This window comes from Syntrophorhabdaceae bacterium, from assembly GCA_035541755.1.
GTDB lineage: Bacteria > Desulfobacterota > Syntrophorhabdia > Syntrophorhabdales > Syntrophorhabdaceae > PNOF01.
Map to the genome: position 1 here is coordinate 1 of DATKMQ010000027.1, position 20,528 is coordinate 20,528.

22 protein-coding genes and 2 tRNA genes are annotated in these 20,528 nt (G+C 50.4%); 6 read left to right on the forward strand and 18 right to left on the reverse strand.

The window, feature by feature from the left end; all coding sequences use genetic code 11:
• The first annotated feature begins 438 nt into the window (after nt 1-438).
• Nucleotides 439-606: a hypothetical protein gene (locus VMT62_02070; GenBank protein HVN95191.1), complete on the forward strand. Its 168-nt coding sequence runs from the start codon at nt 439-441 to the stop codon at nt 604-606.
• A gap of 686 nt (nt 607-1,292) precedes the next feature.
• Here VMT62_02070 and VMT62_02075 read toward each other — a convergent pair.
• From VMT62_02075 to VMT62_02110, 8 genes are all read right to left on the reverse strand, one after another.
• Nucleotides 1,293-1,760, reverse strand: a complete 468-nt coding sequence (locus tag VMT62_02075) for a VOC family protein (GenBank protein ID HVN95192.1) — start codon at nt 1,758-1,760, stop codon at nt 1,293-1,295.
• Nucleotide 1,761: 1 nt separating this feature from the next.
• Nucleotides 1,762-2,328 carry a hemerythrin domain-containing protein gene (locus tag VMT62_02080; GenBank protein HVN95193.1) on the reverse strand — a complete coding sequence of 189 codons (567 nt, stop codon included), beginning with the start codon at nt 2,326-2,328 and terminating at the stop codon, nt 1,762-1,764.
• 417 nt (nt 2,329-2,745) lie between these two features.
• Nucleotides 2,746-3,330 carry an ester cyclase gene (locus VMT62_02085; GenBank protein ID HVN95194.1) on the reverse strand — a complete coding sequence of 195 codons (585 nt, stop codon included), beginning with the start codon at nt 3,328-3,330 and terminating at the stop codon, nt 2,746-2,748.
• Nucleotides 3,331-3,443: 113 nt separating this feature from the next.
• A complete protein-coding gene (locus VMT62_02090) occupies nt 3,444-3,836 on the reverse strand; it encodes a pyridoxamine 5'-phosphate oxidase family protein (GenBank protein ID HVN95195.1) in 393 nt (130 codons plus the stop codon).
• A 173-nt stretch (nt 3,837-4,009) separates the two neighbouring features.
• Nucleotides 4,010-4,393 carry a hypothetical protein gene (locus VMT62_02095; GenBank protein ID HVN95196.1) on the reverse strand — a complete coding sequence of 128 codons (384 nt, stop codon included), beginning with the start codon at nt 4,391-4,393 and terminating at the stop codon, nt 4,010-4,012.
• A 248-nt stretch (nt 4,394-4,641) separates the two neighbouring features.
• Entirely contained in the window at nt 4,642-5,424 is a 783-nt protein-coding gene (locus VMT62_02100; protein HVN95197.1) for an alpha/beta hydrolase, read from the reverse strand.
• A gap of 173 nt (nt 5,425-5,597) precedes the next feature.
• On the reverse strand, nt 5,598-6,851 hold the full coding sequence (locus VMT62_02105; GenBank protein ID HVN95198.1) for a metallophosphoesterase: 1,254 nt from the start codon (nt 6,849-6,851) through the stop codon (nt 5,598-5,600).
• A gap of 285 nt (nt 6,852-7,136) precedes the next feature.
• Nucleotides 7,137-7,313 carry a hypothetical protein gene (locus VMT62_02110; GenBank protein HVN95199.1) on the reverse strand — a complete coding sequence of 59 codons (177 nt, stop codon included), beginning with the start codon at nt 7,311-7,313 and terminating at the stop codon, nt 7,137-7,139.
• Nucleotides 7,314-7,977: 664 nt separating this feature from the next.
• Here VMT62_02110 and VMT62_02115 point away from each other — a divergent pair.
• Nucleotides 7,978-8,418 carry an N-acetyltransferase gene (locus VMT62_02115; protein ID HVN95200.1) on the forward strand — a complete coding sequence of 147 codons (441 nt, stop codon included), beginning with the start codon at nt 7,978-7,980 and terminating at the stop codon, nt 8,416-8,418.
• Between the two features lie 71 nt (nt 8,419-8,489).
• On the opposite strand, the gene VMT62_02120 is transcribed toward VMT62_02115, so the two are convergent.
• The 3 genes from VMT62_02120 to def all read right to left on the reverse strand — a co-directional run bounded on the left by VMT62_02120 (nt 8,490) and on the right by def (nt 11,887).
• The gene (locus VMT62_02120; protein HVN95201.1) at nt 8,490-10,274 is read right to left on the reverse strand and encodes a LysM peptidoglycan-binding domain-containing protein; all 1,785 of its coding nucleotides are present in this window, start codon (nt 10,272-10,274) and stop codon (nt 8,490-8,492) included.
• Nucleotides 10,275-10,463: 189 nt separating this feature from the next.
• Nucleotides 10,464-11,393, reverse strand: coding sequence for a methionyl-tRNA formyltransferase (fmt, locus tag VMT62_02125; protein ID HVN95202.1), 930 nt, complete (start codon nt 11,391-11,393; stop codon nt 10,464-10,466).
• Entirely contained in the window at nt 11,390-11,887 is a 498-nt protein-coding gene (gene def / locus VMT62_02130; GenBank protein HVN95203.1) for a peptide deformylase, read from the reverse strand. The genes fmt and def overlap by 4 nt, the downstream gene beginning before the upstream one ends.
• A 137-nt stretch (nt 11,888-12,024) precedes the next feature.
• Between def and tatA the strand changes: the two genes are divergently transcribed.
• Nucleotides 12,025-12,219 carry a twin-arginine translocase TatA/TatE family subunit gene (gene tatA, locus VMT62_02135; GenBank protein HVN95204.1) on the forward strand — a complete coding sequence of 65 codons (195 nt, stop codon included), beginning with the start codon at nt 12,025-12,027 and terminating at the stop codon, nt 12,217-12,219.
• Nucleotides 12,220-12,227: 8 nt separating this feature from the next.
• Nucleotides 12,228-12,749, forward strand: coding sequence for a 2-amino-4-hydroxy-6-hydroxymethyldihydropteridine diphosphokinase (folK, locus tag VMT62_02140; protein HVN95205.1), 522 nt, complete (start codon nt 12,228-12,230; stop codon nt 12,747-12,749).
• A gap of 36 nt (nt 12,750-12,785) precedes the next feature.
• Here the strand turns inward: folK and VMT62_02145 are convergent, their stop codons facing one another.
• From VMT62_02145 to nadC, 5 genes are all read right to left on the reverse strand, one after another.
• Nucleotides 12,786-13,799, reverse strand: a complete 1,014-nt coding sequence (locus VMT62_02145) for a zinc-binding dehydrogenase (protein HVN95206.1) — start codon at nt 13,797-13,799, stop codon at nt 12,786-12,788.
• Between the two features lie 23 nt (nt 13,800-13,822).
• Complete coding sequence (gene lsrF, locus VMT62_02150) at nt 13,823-14,704, reverse strand: 3-hydroxy-5-phosphonooxypentane-2,4-dione thiolase (protein ID HVN95207.1); 882 nt, start codon at nt 14,702-14,704, stop codon at nt 13,823-13,825.
• A gap of 97 nt (nt 14,705-14,801) precedes the next feature.
• Entirely contained in the window at nt 14,802-16,373 is a 1,572-nt protein-coding gene (gene nadB, locus VMT62_02155) for an L-aspartate oxidase (GenBank protein ID HVN95208.1), read from the reverse strand.
• 1 nt (nt 16,374) lies between these two features.
• Nucleotides 16,375-17,439: a quinolinate synthase NadA gene (nadA, locus tag VMT62_02160; GenBank protein HVN95209.1), complete on the reverse strand. Its 1,065-nt coding sequence runs from the start codon at nt 17,437-17,439 to the stop codon at nt 16,375-16,377.
• Nucleotides 17,436-18,245: a carboxylating nicotinate-nucleotide diphosphorylase gene (nadC, locus tag VMT62_02165; protein ID HVN95210.1), complete on the reverse strand. Its 810-nt coding sequence runs from the start codon at nt 18,243-18,245 to the stop codon at nt 17,436-17,438. The genes nadA and nadC overlap by 4 nt, the downstream gene beginning before the upstream one ends.
• Nucleotides 18,246-18,349: 104 nt before the next feature.
• On the opposite strand from nadC, the gene VMT62_02170 reads away from it, so the two are divergent.
• Nucleotides 18,350-18,423 (forward strand) — tRNA-Lys (locus VMT62_02170).
• A 6-nt stretch (nt 18,424-18,429) separates the two neighbouring features.
• Nucleotides 18,430-18,502, forward strand: a tRNA-Glu gene (locus VMT62_02175).
• A gap of 60 nt (nt 18,503-18,562) precedes the next feature.
• Here VMT62_02175 and VMT62_02180 read toward each other — a convergent pair.
• Together VMT62_02180 and VMT62_02185 are read right to left on the reverse strand one after the other, a co-directional pair.
• Nucleotides 18,563-19,345 (reverse strand): tyrosine-type recombinase/integrase, encoded by a 783-nt coding sequence (locus tag VMT62_02180; GenBank protein ID HVN95211.1) that lies wholly within the window; start codon nt 19,343-19,345, stop codon nt 18,563-18,565.
• A gap of 283 nt (nt 19,346-19,628) precedes the next feature.
• A complete protein-coding gene (locus VMT62_02185) occupies nt 19,629-20,270 on the reverse strand; it encodes a tetratricopeptide repeat protein (protein HVN95212.1) in 642 nt (213 codons plus the stop codon).
• Nucleotides 20,271-20,528: the final 258 nt, after the last annotated feature.

Sequence of the window (20,528 nt, forward strand, 5' to 3'; positions counted from 1 at the left end):
ATGGAGTGCTCGCACCGATGGATATAGGGTTCACGGGCAAAGTTGTCAACGAGGCTGTCGATGGCCGTCTCAAGGATGTTCTTAACCGTCGCGACTGAATACATTCGTTTCCTCCTCCGTCCCAGCAATTAATATACAGCCGTCAATAATCTATAAGGATATTATGATTTCGTAGTAATTCGTGTCAAGGAGAATGCTTTGGGGATACTGTCTTAATTTGATTTCGAATGCAAACTCAATACATCCCAGCTCTGATGACCGAAGAACGCAATATCGACATTTGTCAAGAATTTGTTGCATTTTTACCTTGATTTACTAATTTACTGGACTTATAATGGTTCTTGAAATTGAAACTGACCCACTACAAGGGGTGGTGGAGCTAAAGTTTGCAACGATTTAACCGACAAAGCCTTGGGGGATTGAAGAAAGGAGGTACTTATGGCTCTGCCAATCGGGTGCACACCGATCCTGAAGGGCAAAGAAGCAACCGATTTTGTACAGAGAATCAAGAAAGAGCAAACAGACGTTAGGCCTCTCGTTCCTACTCCTAAATTAGAATCGATTCGACGGTTGATTCTAAAAGACGCCAGAAACGGTGAGAAATAGTTTCGAATTAGATGGTTGGCTTCTTAAGCCCCTAACCAATCACTTTCTCGCTAAATTATTCGATTGTGGTGATGATGACCTTAATGAGTTTTTTCAAGTTGATTTGATACCACACGAAAAGCACCTTCTTACTAAAACTTACGGCCTGAGCATCAAAGATAAAGGAGCTGACCCTGACGCCTTACCTATAGCTCTCATAAGCTTCTGCAACGACAAAATACGTCTCGACAATGTAAGGGGCGTTGATCTTACTGGAATAAGGCGACCCTACACTTACTTGCCAGCCGTGAAGATCGTGCGGTTGGGTGTCCATAAGAATTATCGTAGAAAGGGTATAGGAACGCATCTTTTGAATATGACCAAATCTTTTTTTCTATCGGAAAATAGAACTGGCTGTAGGGTCCTGACGGTGGATGCCTATAAAACCACAGATGTTACCAGTTTTTATCAGAAAAGCTATTTTGATTTTATAACTAACAAGGACAAACGAAAAAAAACACGCACTATGTTCTACGACCTAATACGAACCAAGCTCTCTTAAGATTACATATCATTGTAGTTATTTAAACTGCGGAAGCCAATCTATTACTGTTTGAAACGTTCTTGGCATCCGCTTCTTGGCGTTTATCTTTTTTCCTTCATTTCCGTTGCATCAACGTCTGTAGATTGTCTATGCTTTTCAATACTCAATGCTGACCTGCCCCACGCATTGTGCCATTCCTTATAACTCCGCCCGGTGACGCCGATTGTTCGCCGATCGCTCCGTTCGGCCATTTCCACTGTCGGAGTTCAATAATGAGTCCATCAGGGTCTCTTATCTCTCCGCGAAATGAATCTCCCAGGTCTACCGGCTCCCGGACCACGGTTATCCCTTTGCTCTTAAAGTAATCTACCGCTTTTGTCATGTTTTCTGCTTCAAGGGCAATGCCTCTGTATCCTACCTCCCAGAGGATCTCGGATTTTGGTTTGGGACCATCTACAGAAATGATCTCGATAACTGTGTCACCCAGTTGAAGATAAATGACTTCTCTCATGGGCGGCATTTTCACTTCATTCCGGCTCTTCAGACTAAATCCGAGAATATTAACATAGAAGTCAATCGTTGCTCCCGCATTCCTTGGCACAATCTCCACGTGGTCGATTCTTACGAACATCTCAACCCCCTTGCACTCTATCTATATAGATTGCAGACAGTTTTTTAAGCAATCCGTGAAATTCTTCATGCTTGCCGACTCCAATTCGCTCCTCCTCAATTTTCTCAAATCCTTCGATTAATTCGTCCTGTTCTTGTTCTGGCAAGCGACTGTCTGCCATCACGAAGACGATATTGTTTTCTTTTTCAATGTGGTCCGTCATTAGTGAAACATAACCCTCAGCATTTTGTGTGATGTCTTTAGATGAAGATTCGTCTCCTGCGGTATAGGAGGCATAGCCTTGGCTAATCGCCTTAACGTAGCTTCTGCCCATTTCATGTTCACGGAGCATGGTGGCAATGGGGCCTTCCTCAGGAATGCCCGCAGCTATCATTGCAGGAAACAGCAGGTCTTCTTCCTTCCCGTGATGGCACCTATCTACGAAGACTTCCAAGAACTCAAGGATAGCCTCGAAGTGTTCTTTTTTCAGACTTCCCTTTGCTTCAAATTGATGACAGACTTGTTCAAGGATACTGAGCATAATCTTGACGCCCTCGTGTTCGTCTTTTAATTGTTGTGTGGCTTTCATATCCGGTTGCCTCTCAGGTATAATAGCTAAGACGGCTTCAACGAAATTTCAAGGTTGTCGGCGACAGCTTTGCATATTGATTACCCTTTGCAAGGCGGCATTGGCAGAAAATATTGGGGAGGCCCCTCTCAGGAAGGACTGGGCAATGAGCCGGTCGTCAACTCCACCTGCGAATCGGCCGTCAAATCTTATGCAGAGAGCCAATGAGTATGAATGGAAATGTGTGCAGTTGGGCTAAACACCATCGTGGGCCAGCGACCTTTAGCAATTGGTCAAATACAGTCGCGAGCCTGTTCCTTTCTTCCATGACGGCTGTCAATTGCAGAAGATCGCAATCCCAGCCGCTTACTGCAGGGGCTCCTTTAGGGCACTACAAATTTGAACCGCGGTCGCCCTTGTGTCGATCCTCGACAGGTTCTACTGACCGAGCCCGATCTGTCTCATAAACTCCGCGTTGTCCCAGAACAGGTATTCCTCAAACATGACACCATCCTTGCCCCAGTGGCCGATGGTCGCCATGGGGACTCGGTAGGCCTTGCCGGTGGGCGGGATGCTTTTGCCGTCGGGGAGGACCATGGGCTTTGTGAAAGTACCCTCCAGCCAATCGGTCACCGCAGTCCACTCGCCGTCCGGAGTGCCGAAGCGGACTGGATGTTCTTTGATCCTGTTATCGGGCGCGAAAGTGAACATGACTTTCAAGTCCTCGATGTGCTTTTCGATGCCCTTTGTCGTGTGGCCATCGGGCCAGTGCACCACCACGTCCTTGGAGTGACTCTTGTGGAGATCCTGCCACTGCTCGCCCGTGTAGACCCGGAAGTCGAGGTCATCGAAGTTCGCAAGATGTTTTGCGAGTTCTTTGGGCATTCCCTTAACCTTAGGCGTGGGCTCGTTGGCTTTGGTGCCGGGCCACCTGTCTTGAGCGGCACGGATTGGTAATGCGGCAAGCAACAGCGCGATAAAGATCATACCGGAGATCCGTGTGATGCGACTATGTGTCTTCATGGCTTCCTCCGTCTTGTTCTCTAAGGTTTGTTTCCTCGGGTCATGGCCCTCCATTTATACTTAATTCTTTCTCGCCTTTTTTCACGTATTCAGCATTTGTGGTTCTTCCTCAATCAGAACTTCACTACCCTCGGTTCTTCTCCACGAGCTGAGAAGGTTGCCGTTGCGTTCTTGAGATAGAAGACTTCACAATTGCCGTCATCAGCCGCATACATACCCTTTAATTGAGGGTGTGCATCGAGCATTGCCTGCCTCGCTTCCATTCTATCATCTTCAACAGCGATGGCTTCTATGCGAATCCATTTGCGATCTGCAATGGCGCAGATTTCTATCTTGGGGTTTTTCGCAAGCTGCTTTGCCACGTTCTTGACTTTTCCGGTTTGGAAATAGAGCCTCTTTTCAAAGATCAGTAGTGATCCAAATGGCCGCACTCTGGGTTGGTCACCGTCCACGGTTGCGATAAAATACATGCCACACTTCTTGAGGTACTCGTAGACTTCTTCCATGAATATGTCCTCCGTTTATTTTCGTTGACTTCCTATCCTTATAATTTAAGAAATCTGAAGAGCTAAAATCAACAGGAACTTGTGGATATGAGCTTCACGTCGAAGCAAGATGCGATCGACTTACAAAGCCAGGTTGTTGTTCTACGGGCGGAGCTTTTAATCAAGCGTGGCGACTATCCTTCACGCGTGATCCACGCCCTTGCCTCCCCGATCGATTCGAATACCCCGAGGTTCTGGCCCCTGTTTGTCATCACGTTTGCCGCATATCTGTGTTTCTCATCTGTCTGACGGACTACTATTGCCCGTTTGATCCTGTGCATATCGATCCCGGTTGATCGGGCGAGTTTGGTGATTTGATTGTGAAAATTGAGGACCTCCATGAAGCTGATGTTGTATCGGGCATCACTGAAGTCATTGATCCACCGGTAACAATTATGTTCCAGTGCGAGCGCAGCGTTGCCATTCATAATTTCAATAATTTCGGGTGCCTTGATGGTTCCGCTCAACTTTGTTTCGATAATGCCTGCTTTTTCATCGTAGGTTGTCACGTGTGGCATACATCTCTCCCCCTTTCCCAAAACCTCCCTACTCTTTTTGTTCAGGGCATGGGGATTGCCGCGCCTTCACAGACAGAGCCTTAGCTCGCACCATATTCATCACGGATCCCCGACGCACCGGTGCAGCGATTAGTCTGACGCTCCTGCCTCTATAATATCATTGTAGGACAGAAACTGAGAATTGCAAGGAGGGAAATCGACAACTATTGAATCACACGACCAATCGCTGAAGATAGGGAGTTACAAAGCTATCTGTCAAATTCCTTGAGCCATGCTACAATCTGCTCCGCAGCGTCGGTGGGCACGTTCGCATGGTCGCTATCGACCACTAGGTACTTATTGCGGGGATGGGGCGGAACCTTATCGAATACGTAAGACGAGCCTCTTTCGGACATGTTGTCCCGCGTGCCCACGACCCACAATAAAGCCGTGCCGGGCGTAAGCACCGCCGCGTTGCGTGGCATGACCGCCGGGCCTTCCGGGTCCACATAGCTCAAGTAAATAGCGGCGGTCGCTTTCCGCTGAAGCTTCTGCCCCTGATCATAGTCGTCGAAGACAGCGCGGGTATCTGCCTTGCCTTGGGCCACCATCCTTCGCGCCTTCTCCATGTCACTGCTTACCCGGGAGGCATATCCCTTCGCCTCCGGTACGTGTCCTGCTCCCATGGCTACCACCCCATCCACAGTGAGTTGAGTCGCCACATACGGGGCTACGTTTGCCCCGAGGCTGTGACCCGCTAAAAAGACGCGCGTTACTCCCTGCTTTTTCAGGGCCGTGATTGCTTTATCCACAGCGGCAACGTTGTCCTGGTAGGGCTTTTCCCAGTTACCTTCCGAGTAGGGTAAATCGGGAACTATGACCATGAAACCGGCCTTCCGGAGGGTTTCCATGAATCTGGTGACAAGCTTCGTAGTGCCTCCCTTTCCATAGAGCACGACCACTCCGGTTAATGCAGGCCAGCCGGCAGATGAGAACGATAGGACAAAAAGGAACGCAAGGATAAGAATTGAAATGCGTCGCGCGTGAGTCATAATTCAACCATCCTTTGGGGCCCGACTCTCCGAGGGGATTCATGGACAAGCCTTCTCGATATGCAGGCTATAACCTTCCCTCCTGTCAACGGCAACCAGGGGTTGCGCCGGTCTGGGAGAAGATGATACCACTCAGGGGTTTGCAACGAGGAAGAGAAACGTCACAGCTCACGTTATGGTACCACCCATCCGTTCTGTCGCCAGACATCTTTGGCTTTGTAATCACCGATCAAAGGATCCTTGATCCATTCCTTGAGGCTCACGAGATGCATTTTCTCGTCGGGACGAAGCTCCGTCTCAACGAACGTGCACGTCACTGTGTCATTCGTCCAGGCACCCGAGTTTGCGTATATCCGGTTTGCTTCGGGAGAGATAATCGTATCATCGGAAATATCGATGGGATACGACTCAAACGTTGACTCATGGGTATGCCCACAGATAACAATCCTCACATCGTCATTCGTAAACGTTACCATGCGGGCCGCCTCCCAAAGGCTGCCGGCGTCGCATTGAATAGCATCGAGCGGACGGACATTGTTGGGGTGGTTAGTGGACCATTGAGCGTACACGTGAGCGTACCGCTTTTTGACCTCCTCCCACGGGGTTATTCCCGGTATGCCGGCAAACCCGTTCATGACTGCCCCTTTCAGGCCGTAAGCGTGATCGGACACGAGCGTATCGAATAGATCCATAAGTACATCGTCCACAAGATCACCCGCGATGGCTTTTGAATCTCTGGCTTGCGGGACCCTGTACAGGATGTGCTCAATCCATTCCTTGAAGACCTGCGGGAGGCTAAAACCCTTGCCCGTTCTCAAGGTCTCTTCTGCGTCGATACGGCTTATAAAGTATCCCAGAGGAAGACGGCTTGCTGACAGGCCACCCGCTGCGCCCGCGGGGTGAGGAGCGTTGAACATACCATACCAATGGCCGTGCTCTGCCCATATGCCGTCGGCCCGATACACGCAATGTCCGTCCACAGGTTTCGGGCAACGTATGCCAGGAAACATCTCACTGACTATGGGCCCGTCTGCAAACATGTCGTGGTTTCCCGGCACATAAACCAGTCTTTTCTGCGAAGCAAGCTTCTTGAGAGCCTCGATGACCGGCAGGTTTTGAGGGGCACTGGCGATCTTTCTGTACTGCTCGCCTTGCGGAAGAGGTACGGGACAGGGAGGCTCTGTCGGGTCGAACTGGGCGGGACAGACCCACTCGTCGAAAAGGTCTCCGACAACCACTACCTCATTTATGGAGGCGTCACCCGCACAATACTCTTCCAGGAATTTTGTCAGCATTTCCGGACGATCAGGCTCACTTGCGGACTCAGAATCATGGAACCAGCAGTAGTTATGGAGTGGAGAGGGCTGACTGGTGCTGCGTTCGTCACCCATATGGATGTCGCTTACGAAGATTCGTTTGGTAACCATGCTACACCCCCTTTCCTGACGATAGCAATGGTCTTAAGGTCCGCGAAAGCTCATTTTGCGGTCTTAGTGAATGCTCAAATGTGGAGGATCTGGACCACGGAAGATGCTCGCCGGATCTTTCTCTGTCAGCTGCCCAGGCCTCTCGCCACCAATGCTCACAATAAAGGGACACCGCGCTCGGCGTGTCCAATCAATCTCAAGCTTGACGCGGGTAAACTACCGGGTGGTCCCGCTTAATGTGTAAAGACTGAACTCCACGGGGACGGCCTTTACCGTCATGTAGTCTCATTCCTCTGGATCGTCGCTCTTGTTCTTCTTGTTCGGCCTCAAGTACTGGAGCAGTTGTCTTACATATTCGCGTTTGAAGTGGAGAAGACCATACATCCTGGTATCAGCATGTAATAGTCTCGTAACGTATTCTGTCTCTCTAGCCTTGCGTTCTTGTTCTTCGGCGTCCGACATGGCACTTATTGTACCACCATAATAAAAAATAGAAAAGCCCCAAACAGCCGGGTACCATCCAACAGTCGTTCCTTTCGACCACAGGTGTGTATCGGATGACGCCCTTAATATATCCACCAATCTGTCGATAATCATGTTGAAGGAAGGAATATGGATAACACTGAAACCCCCGCCCAAAAATGTCCCCAATGTGGCTCAGAGATGTGTCCGGATGATGATGTCAGCAACAAGGTAAGGGTACTCGTCTGTTCAAAACCTACCTGTCTGTGCCGCGTATATCCCGATTATCCCAAGCGAAATGGCAATGAAGAGATATGCTATCTGTGCGGCGCCATGTTCAAAGCGAGTGCAGATGATCTCGGTGTCTTGTGCCCGACATGTAAGCGTACCGTACACCATTGTAAACAAAGATCACGCAAGCCGAGAGGGATTTCGAGACCCCGGCGGACAGAGAATATTCTTCGCATCTAACCTGACGAGCCCCGAGACATTCGATACCGTGCCCACGAGAGCGAAGTTTGTCACAACAGGCCGGTTTTATTGATTTTTGTTCGCTTCCAAAGAGACCTTGTCCTTGATTTCTCAAGCTGCAAAAGTTTATGTTGCCAATTCAAAGTAACTATGTTAAAAAATTAACAAGCGAGTCAAAACTATGGGGAGTTTCTTGGATAAGCTCAGCGTCAGACAGATGATTGAGGACGATCTCGATTCTATCGTGGAGATAGATACCAAAGTCCTCGGGGAAACCCGAAAGGACTACTGGGTCACCAAAATCATTCGACAGGCCGAATCGAGACCCCCGGACGCATCTCTTGTCGCCGAAATAGACGCGAAGGTGGCCGGTTTCATTCTGGGTGAGGTCAGCGGCTGGGAATTCAAGGTCCCCAACAACATCGGCTGGATCGACACCATCGGCATTGACCCCGATTATCAGAACAGGGGCATTGCAAAGGTACTCGCGGTGGCGCTCGTAACAAATCTAAAAAAACACGGGGTTGACACGATCTACACGCTTGTCAACTGGAACGATTGGGATCTCCTCCAATTCTTCCACGCCATGGGTTTTTCCCGGGGTGACATGATCAACCTCGTCCTCAAGGTATAATCCGCAATTTCGCCACAAAAAGCCCGCTCCGTCACGTAGCAGAGCGGGCTTGCGTTCCCGGTTCTTGATCTTTAACCCTCTTTCACCACAATTTTCAACTTCATTTTGGCAAGTATCTTGTTGCTCTTCAGGTGATTGGTCGCCTTAAGGTCCGCAATATCCACGCCATATTTGTCCGAGATGGAGGCGAGCGTCTCGCCCTTCTTTACGATATGATATTTGAATTTTGCGGGTTCTTCTTTTTTCGACTTCTTGTCGGTGCCTTTCTCAACGTGACTCGCAAGCATCAATCTCATATTGGGGTGCACCTTTTCATTTTTCAAATGGTTTATTGATTTGAGGTCGGCAACATCCAGGCCGTACTTATCTGAAATGGAGGCGAGCGTCTCGCCCTTCTTTACGATATGATAGGGCTTGACCTTTTCCGTATTCGCCTGTGCGGTCTGCCTGTCGCCTCCGACCCGGCCCTTGGATTTCGGTTGAGGAGTGCTATTTTCCCTGTCGAGACTTTTCGCTATAACGGTCTTTGACGGACCGCTAAACCGAGGTATGGCGATGACCATGCCGGGTTTAATCTTCAATTCTTCATCGCAGCCGTTCACCAGATGAATATCCTCCATCTTGACCCCGTACTTCTTGGCTATTTTGGGAAGCGAGTCCTTTTTTTTTACCTTGTAGGTGACCACACTCTTGATCCTTGGCTCGCCCTCAAGGGCAGTGTCGAGCCTCTCGTTAAATGAAAGCGCATCAACGGAAGATGGGAGTTTGATTTCATAATCATCACCGCCTGGCGGTGTGATGCCGCGGACGAGTTCAGGGTTATAGGCCCTCACATCGGCCACATCGAGTGACGATGCCCTAGCGATGGCGGTAAGGGACGTAGCCGGCGGCACCGGCATGTTGACAAACTGGATCGGCGAATCATACGCGATGCTTCCGAAACCGAACCGTTCAGGGTCTTTTGCGATAACCGCCGCCGCGATGAGCTGCGGGATATAGTTTCTCGTCTCTTTGGGCAGGGTATTATATTTGTAAAGCTCCCAGAAGTCATTTGTATTATGTTTTTCGATGGCCTTCTCTATTCTCTTCTCTCCCGCGTTATAACCGGCTGCCGCCAGGTACCAGTGTCCGAACTGATTGAAGAGGTCACGAAGGTATTTTGCCGCGGCAACTGTCGATTTCTCCGGGTCTCTGCGTTCGTCTACCCAGTAGTTGACTTTAAGCCCGTATCTGCCTCCGGTTTCATAGATGAACTGCCAGGGCCCGCAGGCCTTGGCCCGCGAATACGCCTTCGGGTTGAAACCGCTTTCGATCATGGCAAGGTAGACAAGATCCTCGGGCATGCCGTTCTTTCTTAAGATTTCCGTGATGATGGGGACGTACCATCGGGCCCGCTTGAGCCAGTTTCCAAAAACTTTCTTCTTTTCTTCCGTAAAATAACGGATATAGTATTTCACTGCATCGTTAAAGACAATGGGTATGTCAAAATTTTGAACATCGGTACTTCCGAGCAGCGTCGTGATATCGTCATCCTCTTCGATAATCTGCGTTTCCATATCGAGCGCGGGCCCATCATCGCTCGCCACCGGGATCATAGAAGCTTGCTCTTTTTTCACGGGTGCTGCGACAGGCGCAACCAGGGGCTTCGGCTTTTCCCTGGGGGGAGAGGGCTCCGACACTTTTCTCACCTTTTCGGGCTCGGCTTTTGCCAGCTTAGCTGGCTCGACCGGATTCCTGCTCGACCTCAACGGTTGCGGTTGAACGGGTGAGGCGGAATTGCTTGAAACGATCTGCCCGCCCGTGGAACAGGCAGCCAGAAACACGGACAGCATGATGAGAGCGCAATATTTCTTCATAACCACCTAGGGAGCAATTTCTGTACCAAACTGAAGCCTTATTTTGATGATAAAGGCTCAGCGAATTTAAGTCAACTAAAAAATGCTTCTAAATCCTTACAGAAACAGCGTCATCATAAGACTCTGCTTCATCATATCAGGGTAGCCTATGAAAAAACAAGAAGATATAGCGCTCGTGAGCTACGTTGCTTAAGGCCCGCCCAAAACTTTGCCGACGAGGTCTCTGTAACCCTGTGCAAAGTCATAGGCCCGCATCCGCCTCTTGTTCTCCATCTGTATCTCTTTCAATCTCAGAACACCCCGACCACAGTCGGCAAGCAGGCCATCCCGCACAATCGCCCCTATTCGCCCCTGCTTTTCTTTGGCCTGAACGTCTTGCTCGACCGAGGCTTCGAATACTTTCATCATCCTTCCGTCAAGGTATGTATATGCGGTGGGCCAGGATACCAGGGCGCGCACCTGCCGATCAATCTCTTGAGCGCTTTTGCTCCAATCGATCATGCCCATCTGTTTGGTGATGATCGGCGTGTAGGTTGCCGCGTCATGACGCTGCTCAGTACCTTCGATTGTGCCCCTGGCATGGATCTCACGAAGGACTTCGGGCAGTATCTCGGAAACCCTTTTCGCGAGCCTTTCCGAAAGTTCTATGAAGTTCTCCCCCTGCCCGATCCCGACCTGTTCCTGATAGATCACATCACCGGCGTCCATCTTTTCGTTCATCCTGATGAGGGTAATGCCCGTGGTCTCGTCCCCGGAGAGTATGGCCCACTGCATGGGTGACGGGCCGCGATAGAGAGGGAGCAGCGACGGATGAACGTTGATCGGCCCCACGGAAGGTATATCGAGCACCCATTTGGGCACGATAAGACCGAAGGAAACAACGGCAAAAAAATCGGGCTTGTGATCCGGCAAGGTCCTGACAACCTCGTCTTTAAAGGAATCGATTTCTATAAGAGGAAGATTCAGTTCCTGTGCGGCCATCTTTACCTCGTTGTCGTCGAGCGCGTAGCCCCTGCCCTTGGGTTTCGCCTTCTTCGTGACCACACAGATTGTATGTTCGGCAATTGATTTGAGAGCGGGTACGGAGAAACTCGAGGAGCCGAAGAAAATGGTCCTCATTTTTTTTGTCCGGCGTACTTCTTCTTAAAAATGTTTTTTTTGATGGGGCTTAAATGATCGATAAACAAAATACCGTTCAAGTGGTCTATCTCGTGCTGCATGGCCCGGGCGAATTGACCTTCACACTCAAGCTCAAGGGTTTTGCCGGCCATGTCCGTGCCTCTCGCCGAGACTTTCTTGGCCCTTTTCACGAACTCAGAGAAACCGGGCACGCTCAGGCACCCTTCTTCTCCGACCTCCTCTTCAATCGTCTCCACTATGACCGGATTGAGTATAACGAGAGGCTTCTTTTTACCTACCAATGATGCGTCAATTGTGATGAGACGTGTGGCAACGCCTATCTGGCTCGCCGCAAGACCTGCGCCGTGGGCGAAAATCATGGTTTCCACCATGTTCTCGGAAAGTCTCACGATCTCATCGGTGATGTTCTCGATGGGACCGGCGATCTTTCTCAAAACCGGATCAGGAAATGTTCGTATTTCGAGTACGGCCATTTGTTATTTTAAAACATATATTGTACGTGGAGTCAATGTTCGAGTGGACAACCTGGAGGTTGCTCGCGGGGACGGCAGATGACTCACCCCGGTAAAAGCCATTGACTCCTTTCTTTGGAAAGTGATATGGTTACTTCATGTTCGGACTCGGGTTTCCTGAATTGATCGTCATATTGATCATCGCCGTGCTCATCTTCGGCGTAGGCAAGCTTCCCGAGGTCATGGGGTCAGTGGGCAAAGGCATAAAGGAATTCAAGAAGGCCATGAAAGACCCTGAAAAACAGAAACCTATGTCCCTTGCCCACACAAAAGATAGAGAACAGAACACCTGACAAACATCGTGCACAATCGAATCTTTATAGGCATCGGTTCCAACATGGGCGATCGCATAAAGAACTGCGTGATCGCCATAGAAAAGATTGCGGCCGATCAGAGGATCGATCTCAAATCAGTCTCCTCCTTTTACAATACTTCCCCTGTGTCACAGATCAGACAGGATGATTTTGTCAACTGCGCAATACTTGTGACCTGGGAAGGCACACCACATGAGCTTCTTCGATTTCTTGCATCGATCGAAGACAGCATGGGGCGTACACGAGAGCTAAAAGACGGCCCCAGAATCATCGATCTCGATATACTCCTTTTCGGGGACACGGTCCTTAACGAGCCTTATCTGACGATCCCTCATGCGGCGTTACACAGGCGCAGGTTCGCCATGATCCCATGCCTTGAAATAGAACCCGGGCTCATCCACCCTCTTTTAAAGCGACCGCTCGGCAGTTTCCTCGCGGACACCGGCGAAGACCAGATAGTAACCAGGATTCCGGCCACAGCATCTCTTGACGATGTGAAGAATAGATGAAACTGAATTGTCCGCTTAGATTTTTCTTCGACGTGCTTATCCGTGCGGTCTGATGATCACCTTGATAGATTCTGTCCCGTCAGATACGAGCCGGAACCCCGAAGCGATTTCATCAAGAGGGAACCGGTGAGTGATCAGATCATCGACTACCACACCGCCTGATTCTATCAACTTCATCGCCTCGATAATATCGGGAGGCCCGCAATAGTAGGACGTAAGGATGCGCATTTCTTTTGTCCAGAAATCGTTGACCGGAACCACTACGTTCTTCTCAGGTCCCGGAACGGCGAAGAGCACTACTACCCCGCCTTTATCCGCGCAAGCCCAGGCTTGTCCCAGCGCAGCCTCGGCCCCGGAACAGATAAAGACCACGTCAGCCTTCTTGCCGTTTTCAGCGATCAGTCGAGCTGCCACATCGTCGGAGGCGTCAATAAGCACATCCGCTCCCATACGGGCTGCAATTTCGAGTTTCTTCTTGTTGATATCCACAGCGATTACCTTATGCCTTCTAACTTTTGCGAGCTTCACATGAAGGAGTCCCGACATGCCGCAGCCGATCACGAGCATCGAATCGCCTGGTTTTGGCGCGGCCAGACGCACCGACCGAGCCACGCAGGCCAGCGGCTCGATGAACGTGCTCTGATCGTACGTAACCGTATCCGGCAAGAGATAGGTTCCTTTTTCGACAAATATCTCGGGCACCAAAATATACTCGGCGAATCCTCCGGGTAGCCGCTCCTTGATCTCGGTACACTGAGGGTGGTGTCCGTTCTTACAGTAAAAGCATGTGCCGCAGGGTATCTTAGGCGGGATAAAGACCCGGTCGCCCGGTTTATATTTTGTCACTGAAGCGCCGACGGAGGTAACCTCGGCGCCGATTTCATGTCCCTGCACGAGCGGGGCGCGCGGCAGGCGATACCATTCCACAATGTCACTGCCGCAGATGCCACACGAAATCACCTTGACGAGCATCTCTTTTGGCCCGGGCACAGGGGTTGGTTTGTTTTCGATCCTGATATCGCGGTTATTGTACCAGTAGGAAACCTTCATTGCCTGACTTTTTTCTAAAGCGGTCAGCCCTGCTTCTTCAGTCTCTTGTACAGATCGAAGGCAGCCGCCGGGGTTGCGTCGTCGTGCACAACGGCCCTTATGGCCTTGATCATGGCTATCGGCGCCGCCGATTGAAATATATTGCGACCCATGTCCACACCGGCTGCGCCTCTCTGGATTGCATTGTGGGCCATGGTCAGGGCGTCGAGTTCCGGTATCTTCTTGCCTCCGGCCATGACGATCGGCACAGGGCACGAAGCGGTGACGGTTTCAAAATCTTTCTCCACGTAATAGCTCTTGATGTAATGGGCGCCGAGTTCCGCACAAATTCTGCAGGCGAGGCGAAAGTACTTGGCATCGCGTGCCATGTCCTTGCCCACGGCGGTTACCGCCATGGTGGGAATGCCGTACCGGTTACCTATATCGACCATACGGGTCATATTGATAATCGACTGCCGTTCGTATTCTCCGCCGACAAAAACCTGTACGGCCATGGCGCAGACGTTGAGACGTATAGACTCTTCTATATCGACAGCAATCTCTTCATTCGACAACTCTTTGAGAATACTCGCCCCTCCGGAAACCCTGAGAACTATCGATTTGGAGGTCGAGGGCGGGACAATGGAGCGTAAGATTCCTCTCGTGAGCATGAGCGTATCCGCGTAGGGCTCTAAGGGAAGGATATTGATATCGACCCGCTCAAGGCCCGTGGTCGGTCCCTGAAAGTATCCGTGGTCGATGGCGAGCATGACCGTCCTGCCGGACACGGGGTTAAATATCCTCGAAAGCCTGTTCTTCATTCCCCAGTCCAGGGAATTGGAGCCCTTGAGGAAAAAGCCCTCTGTGGTCTGCGGTTTGTCCGCGTGAAACATCTTGGCTTCTTTGATATCGTCTGTATCGGCCATTTCTATTCTTCTCCTTTTCTGTTCAAAACTTTTTGCGCGGGCTTATGCGAAACGAAGTACTGTAGATACTTACCCGCTTACCCACGGAGCTTAGATCTTAGCGCACAAAGTGAGCGCCTCTGCTCACCCGATTCTTGAAGGCAAAGCCTGTAACGATAAGCGCCGTTTGTATACCGTTTCTGAGATTGATCACCATGGGGGCAAGGTGCGCCCGTCTGTAAAAATCATCTATTCTATTCTTCAGGTAACTCAAGTCTGCGCGCGCACGCTCAAGCCTTTTCACGGTCCGTATGATACCAACATAGTTCCACATGGTCGATTTGATGCTCACCCAATCCTGCTGAATGAGCGCCGGGTCAACCTCTTCTTCGGTTTCGGGAAAACGCCAGGGCGGTATCTCCGATTCCTTGTAGAACTTCTTGTCTTTGAAGTGCTCCGTAATATGCTCAGCCGAACGTATGCCCCAGACAAGTCCTTCGAGCAGCGACGTAGACCCGAGTCTGTTGGCGCCATGCAGGCCCGTTGCAGCGACCTCCCCCACAGCATAGAGGTTCCTGAGCGATGTCCTGCCCCAGAGATCGACCTGCACGCCTCCGCAACTAAAGTGGGCAGCCGGGACAACTGGTATGGGGACCTTCTGTATATCGATATCGAGCGAGAGGCAGCGTTTATAAATCATGGGGAAGCGCTTCTTGATGTTAATATCCGTATGGGACGCTACATCCAGATACACATAGGAATCGCCCCTCTTGAGCATCTCCTCGTACATTGCCCTGCAAACCTCATCCCTCGGGGCGAGATCAGCCAAAGGCGAGTACTTGGCCATAAAGTACGACCCGTCCTTTGTCATGAGCTTGCCACCTTCTCCTCGCACCGCTTCTGAGATGAGAAAACCGTCGGCGTCTTTATGAAAGAGTGTCGTGGGATGGAACTGTACGTATTCCATATTGATGAGCCGGGCGCCGGCCCTGTCGGCCATGGCAAACCCGTCTCCCGTGGCGCCGGAGGGATTCGTGGTATGTTGGTAGATCCGCCCGAGACCGCCTGTAGCAAGGATTGTATACGCAGAAAATATACGTTCGACCTGCTCGCTTATGTTGTTAAGCGCGTAGGCCCCGATGCACTGCGGCTCCATGTAGAGGGCCAGTGGATTGGTGGAGTGGTGTGGTATCGAAAGGAGATCGATGGCCGTATAGTTATTGAAGACCCTCACGTTCTTGAATTCTTTGAGCTTGGCCACAAGATGTTCTTCAATGGCTTTGCCTGTTGAGTCCATGCAATGGAGGATGCGCCGGCGCGAGTGACCCCCTTCTCTGGCAAATTCATATCCGTTCTCCGTGGAGCGGGAAAATGGTACACCGACCTTGTTGATAAGAAAATCCTCTACGAGTCGCGGTCCCTCGTGGGCCACAATTTTCACAGCCTCAAGATTGGAGATACCGTCACCGGTTTGTACCACATCATCTATGAGTACGTCGGGAGAATCATCGATGCCCAGGGTGACTATTCCTCCCTGTGCGTAAAAAGTATTCGACTCCTCCATGGAATCCTGTTTGGTTACGATGATGATATCGAGGCCCTGCTCGGCCGCTGTGATGGCTGCACAAAGCCCTGCGATACCTGATCCAATGACAAGAAGTTCGCACGAGTGTCTTAGGTCTTTATTCATCTTATGTAAGCTTAAGCATCCTTTCGAGGGCTACCCTCGCGTATTGTGCCACTTCCGCTTCAACCGTCACTTCCTGAACAGGTCTTCCCTCAACGAGACTTTCGAGCACATGGAGCAATCTCAGGCCGGTGAGTTTGGCCATCTCGCGGCATCCCCACTCTTTGAGAGGAACTACCGTCTTATCCGGATTCTCTCTCTTAATCCTGTTCACGAAATTTATCTCGGTTCCGACGGCCCATTTGGAGCCGGAAGGCGCCTTTTCCACGGTGCTCTTTATAAAGGCGGTGGATCCAACAAAGTTTGAAAGTCGCACCACCTCAGGCGTACACTCCGGATGGACGACAACGTTTATCTCCTTTCCGTAAAGAGTCCTCACCGCATCCACATCGGCGGGTTTAAACGCTGTATGTACATAGCAGAAACCCCGCCAGAGAATTACTTTCGTGCTGCGCAGTTTCTGAGTATTTCTGTCAGATGCATCGTCAAGAGGGTCCCAGAGAAACATCTCATCATCGGCAAGCCCCATGAGGTGGGCCGTATTTCTGCCGAGATTTTCATCAGGGAAGAAGAAGGGTACCGCGTCCTGCGATAAGACATATTCCATGGCTTTTCTAGCGTTTGAAGAGGTGCAGACTAGACCCTGATTTCTGCCGCAGAACGCCTTGAGGTCAGCCCTTGAATTGACATAGACAACAGGGATGATCTTTCTCCCCGTTTCCTGCAATACTGACCAGGAGGCTTGCACCTCGTCGAGTCCCGCCATTTGCGCAAGGGGACAGAGTGCAGCCGGCTCCGGATGAAAGACCCTCTGTTCGGGAAGGCAGAGTATTCGCGCCATTTCCGCCATAAAGGAGACGGCGCTGAAGACGATGTACTTCGCATCCTGCTTTTTTGACGCGGCCTGAGCAAGCTGAAGCGAATCTCCGATGAAATCGGCGAATCGTACAATGTCGTCCTGCTGGTAGAAGTGGGCAAGGATCACGAGGTCTTTGCCGAGTTTATTTTTTGCGGCCTCGGTCCGCGCGAGCATCTCTTCTCTGTCCGGTGCGGCTTGCCGAGCATTCATGACGCACTCGCTTCGTAGAGCAGGCTGAGATCAAGGGCATTAAAGGAATGCGTGAGCGCGCCCACCGAAATGAAATCGACCCCCGTTCGAGCCACCTCGGCCACCCGCTCAAGGGTCATATTGCCTGACGCCTCCAGGGGAACTTTCCTGCCAACTAGCGCCACGGCCTGGCGCGTCGCCTCGAGGTCCCAGTTGTCGAGCATGATCCTGTCAACGGGCTCTTCAATAGCTTCCCTGAGCTCATCCATGTTCCTCACTTCCACTTCGACCGGGACTGCTGCGTAGGCCTTCACTTTCTTCACTGCCTCCTTGATGGAGCTGGCAGCCGATATATGGTTCTCCTTAATGAGCGCCATCTCCGTGAGATCTATCCGGTGATTGAAACCGCCGCCCATACGCACGGCATATTTTTCCAGATACCTGAGACCTGGCGCCGTCTTTCTCGTATCGAGAATCTTCGCATCCGTCCCCTGAACGGCATGAACGAAACGGGCGGTGACGGTTGCTATGCCAGACAGCCTCTGAAGGATATTGAGCGCAACTCTTTCACCGGTCAATATGGCGCGCGTCTTTCCCTCAATGAGCGCAGCCGTGTCGCCGCGGGAGATACGCTCTCCGTCCTTCTTCAGCGCACGGTAATCAATATTCTCGTCAAGCTCCCGAAACACGAGCGCGGCGTAATCCTGTCCGGCAAGGACCCCGTCCGCCTTGGCTATGATCTTCGCTCTCGACCGGTGGTTTTGAGGTACTACGGCGTTAGTGGTCACGTCCTCAACACCCATGTCTTCTTGCAAAAAATCTTTCATATCAGCGGCCATAACTGCCGATATTATAAGGTGCAGGCCACGTCCCAGTCAATGACTATTCCCTTGACTTTATGAGAAATTTTTACTATCTTAATGAACTCGCGGGGCCGTTAACTCAGGCTGGTAGAGTATCTGCCTTTTAAGCAGAGAGTCGCAAGTTCAAGTCTTGCACGGCCCACATTGTGTCCCCATCGTCTAGGGGCCTAGGACACTGGCCTTTCACGCCGGCAACGGGGGTTCGATTCCCCCTGGGGACGCTCTTTATCTGCTTAAAATAATTGAATTTATACCTGTTAAAACCCGCTTCTATTTCGCTTCTATTGCTTATGTTTCTTGACATCTTTCAAGTCCACTATGTTATCAATTTTCTGAACCACATCCATGAGGACATCTGAATAGGCATGGTAGTAATTGTCTGTTGATCTTCCATCCTTGTGCCTCATTAAACGCTGCGCGGTGAGCTTATCTGTGAGGGGTACTATCTGAGAGCAATAGGAATGTCGCGTTGCTTCATAGATCGTTACTCCTGTCTCTGAGTAGCGCTTCCATGTGTCCCACAGGAACCACTGAGTATAGGGCTTTCCCGTATTCTGATTGATGAAAAGAAAGTCATTCGGAAATTTTCCCTTTGTGTGCCGCTTCGCTATTTCAAGGGCAGCATCGTTGAGAGGCACCGGCAACACTTCTTTGTTCTTTGTCCGCTCCACGTAGCGGCTACCTGATCGTGCCCGCTCAACCCATACAACACGCCTTTCAATATCCACGCTTTTTACGAGGATAGCGACAAGCTCTCCCGGTCTTAACCCTGTCTTCATCATGAAGCGTATAGGATCGCTATGTTGCTGAGGAATATTCTTAAGTCCATATTCCTGGACGTCACGGGTTAGCGCCCTTCTTCTCGTTTTGTTTGCGTCTACGATCTCTGGGAAGATAGGCATTTCCTTTATGACACCATGCTTGCGCATCCACGAAAAGAAGGCATGGAGAGCGTTCATGATATTCTTTCGTGATTTTGATTTCAGTGGGGCAGCAGTTCCCGTCTTGTATTTGAGCACGTTCAGCTTGAATTGTGAGAGTAATTCAAGGTCAATCTCCCGCACATCGTAGTTTTCGAAAAAAGTATAATAGTTTGTTTGATAACTCTTTATGTGCCGGTAGTGTTCAGGGCTTAGCTCATCATTATTAAGTTCCTCTCGTTTCTCTGAGCGCCACTTGTCAAATTGTGTCCACGATCAGCGTAGGTAGTTTGCCATACCCGTACAAGAACACATTTTGTTGACTTCAGGAAGGAAGCCGGACAGTGATGTATTGTATATTGTACGTTAGCCTGACGATCGACCAATTAAGATCACAAAATCTCCTTACCCATCCATGGCGATATCGCTATTTCTTTACAGTCCAGGATGCGGCAAGCGTCTCAGCCTCCTTAATCTGCTGATCTGTCATCCGACCCCTTAACTTCGCCTTGTGACCAGGGGGATCTCGTAATATCCAATCGCATAGGGGGGAATTAGTGCACCTCTTTGCTGCGCCCTGAGACAGAAGCATCCACTTATATCCTTCGACATCACTAGGAGGCTGAGCTAACTGATCCGAATATAGGGTCGCGAGGTTATATTGCGACTGCATGTATCCCTTTTCTGCAGATTGGACGTAGAAAGCATACGCCTTTTGTGGGTCCACAGAGACGCCATGCTTACCTTCCTGATATGCTACTCCGACGTTATGACATCCGGGAAGACTGCCCAAGTCGCAAGCCCGCAGATACCACTTGAGCGCTGTTCCATACTGTGTTTCAGGAATGGTGCCATCGCTAATCAAGAGTCCCAATTTAAGCGCAGCGTCAGCATCACCCAATTCAGCCCCTTTTGCATATACGTCGGCGGCGGCCTCGGGATGCTCCCCGCGCAACGCTGCATCGCCGGGAGTATGAGCACAACCACTGCAGACTAAGAGTGCCCACCATCCAAGAACAACTAACACTATTTTCACCATTTCCTCCACCGAAGCGACATCGATATACAAACCTGTTTTCCTTCAATACTACATCTGTCACCAAAAGATGACAAGGTCTTTTTCTACGGTTAAGACTCTCGATTACAGGTGGAAAGGTGAAACAATGGCAAGGTCACTGAAAATCAAGATTTCAGTCAACTATATTTAATTCCCCCTTCAACAAAGTATGTTTTTCTGCTGAGCATCACAAATAGTATACGAATGAGCTTATGGGCAGTCGCTAATACCGCCTTTTTATATGGCAACCCGTCATTCCTTCTTTTGTAG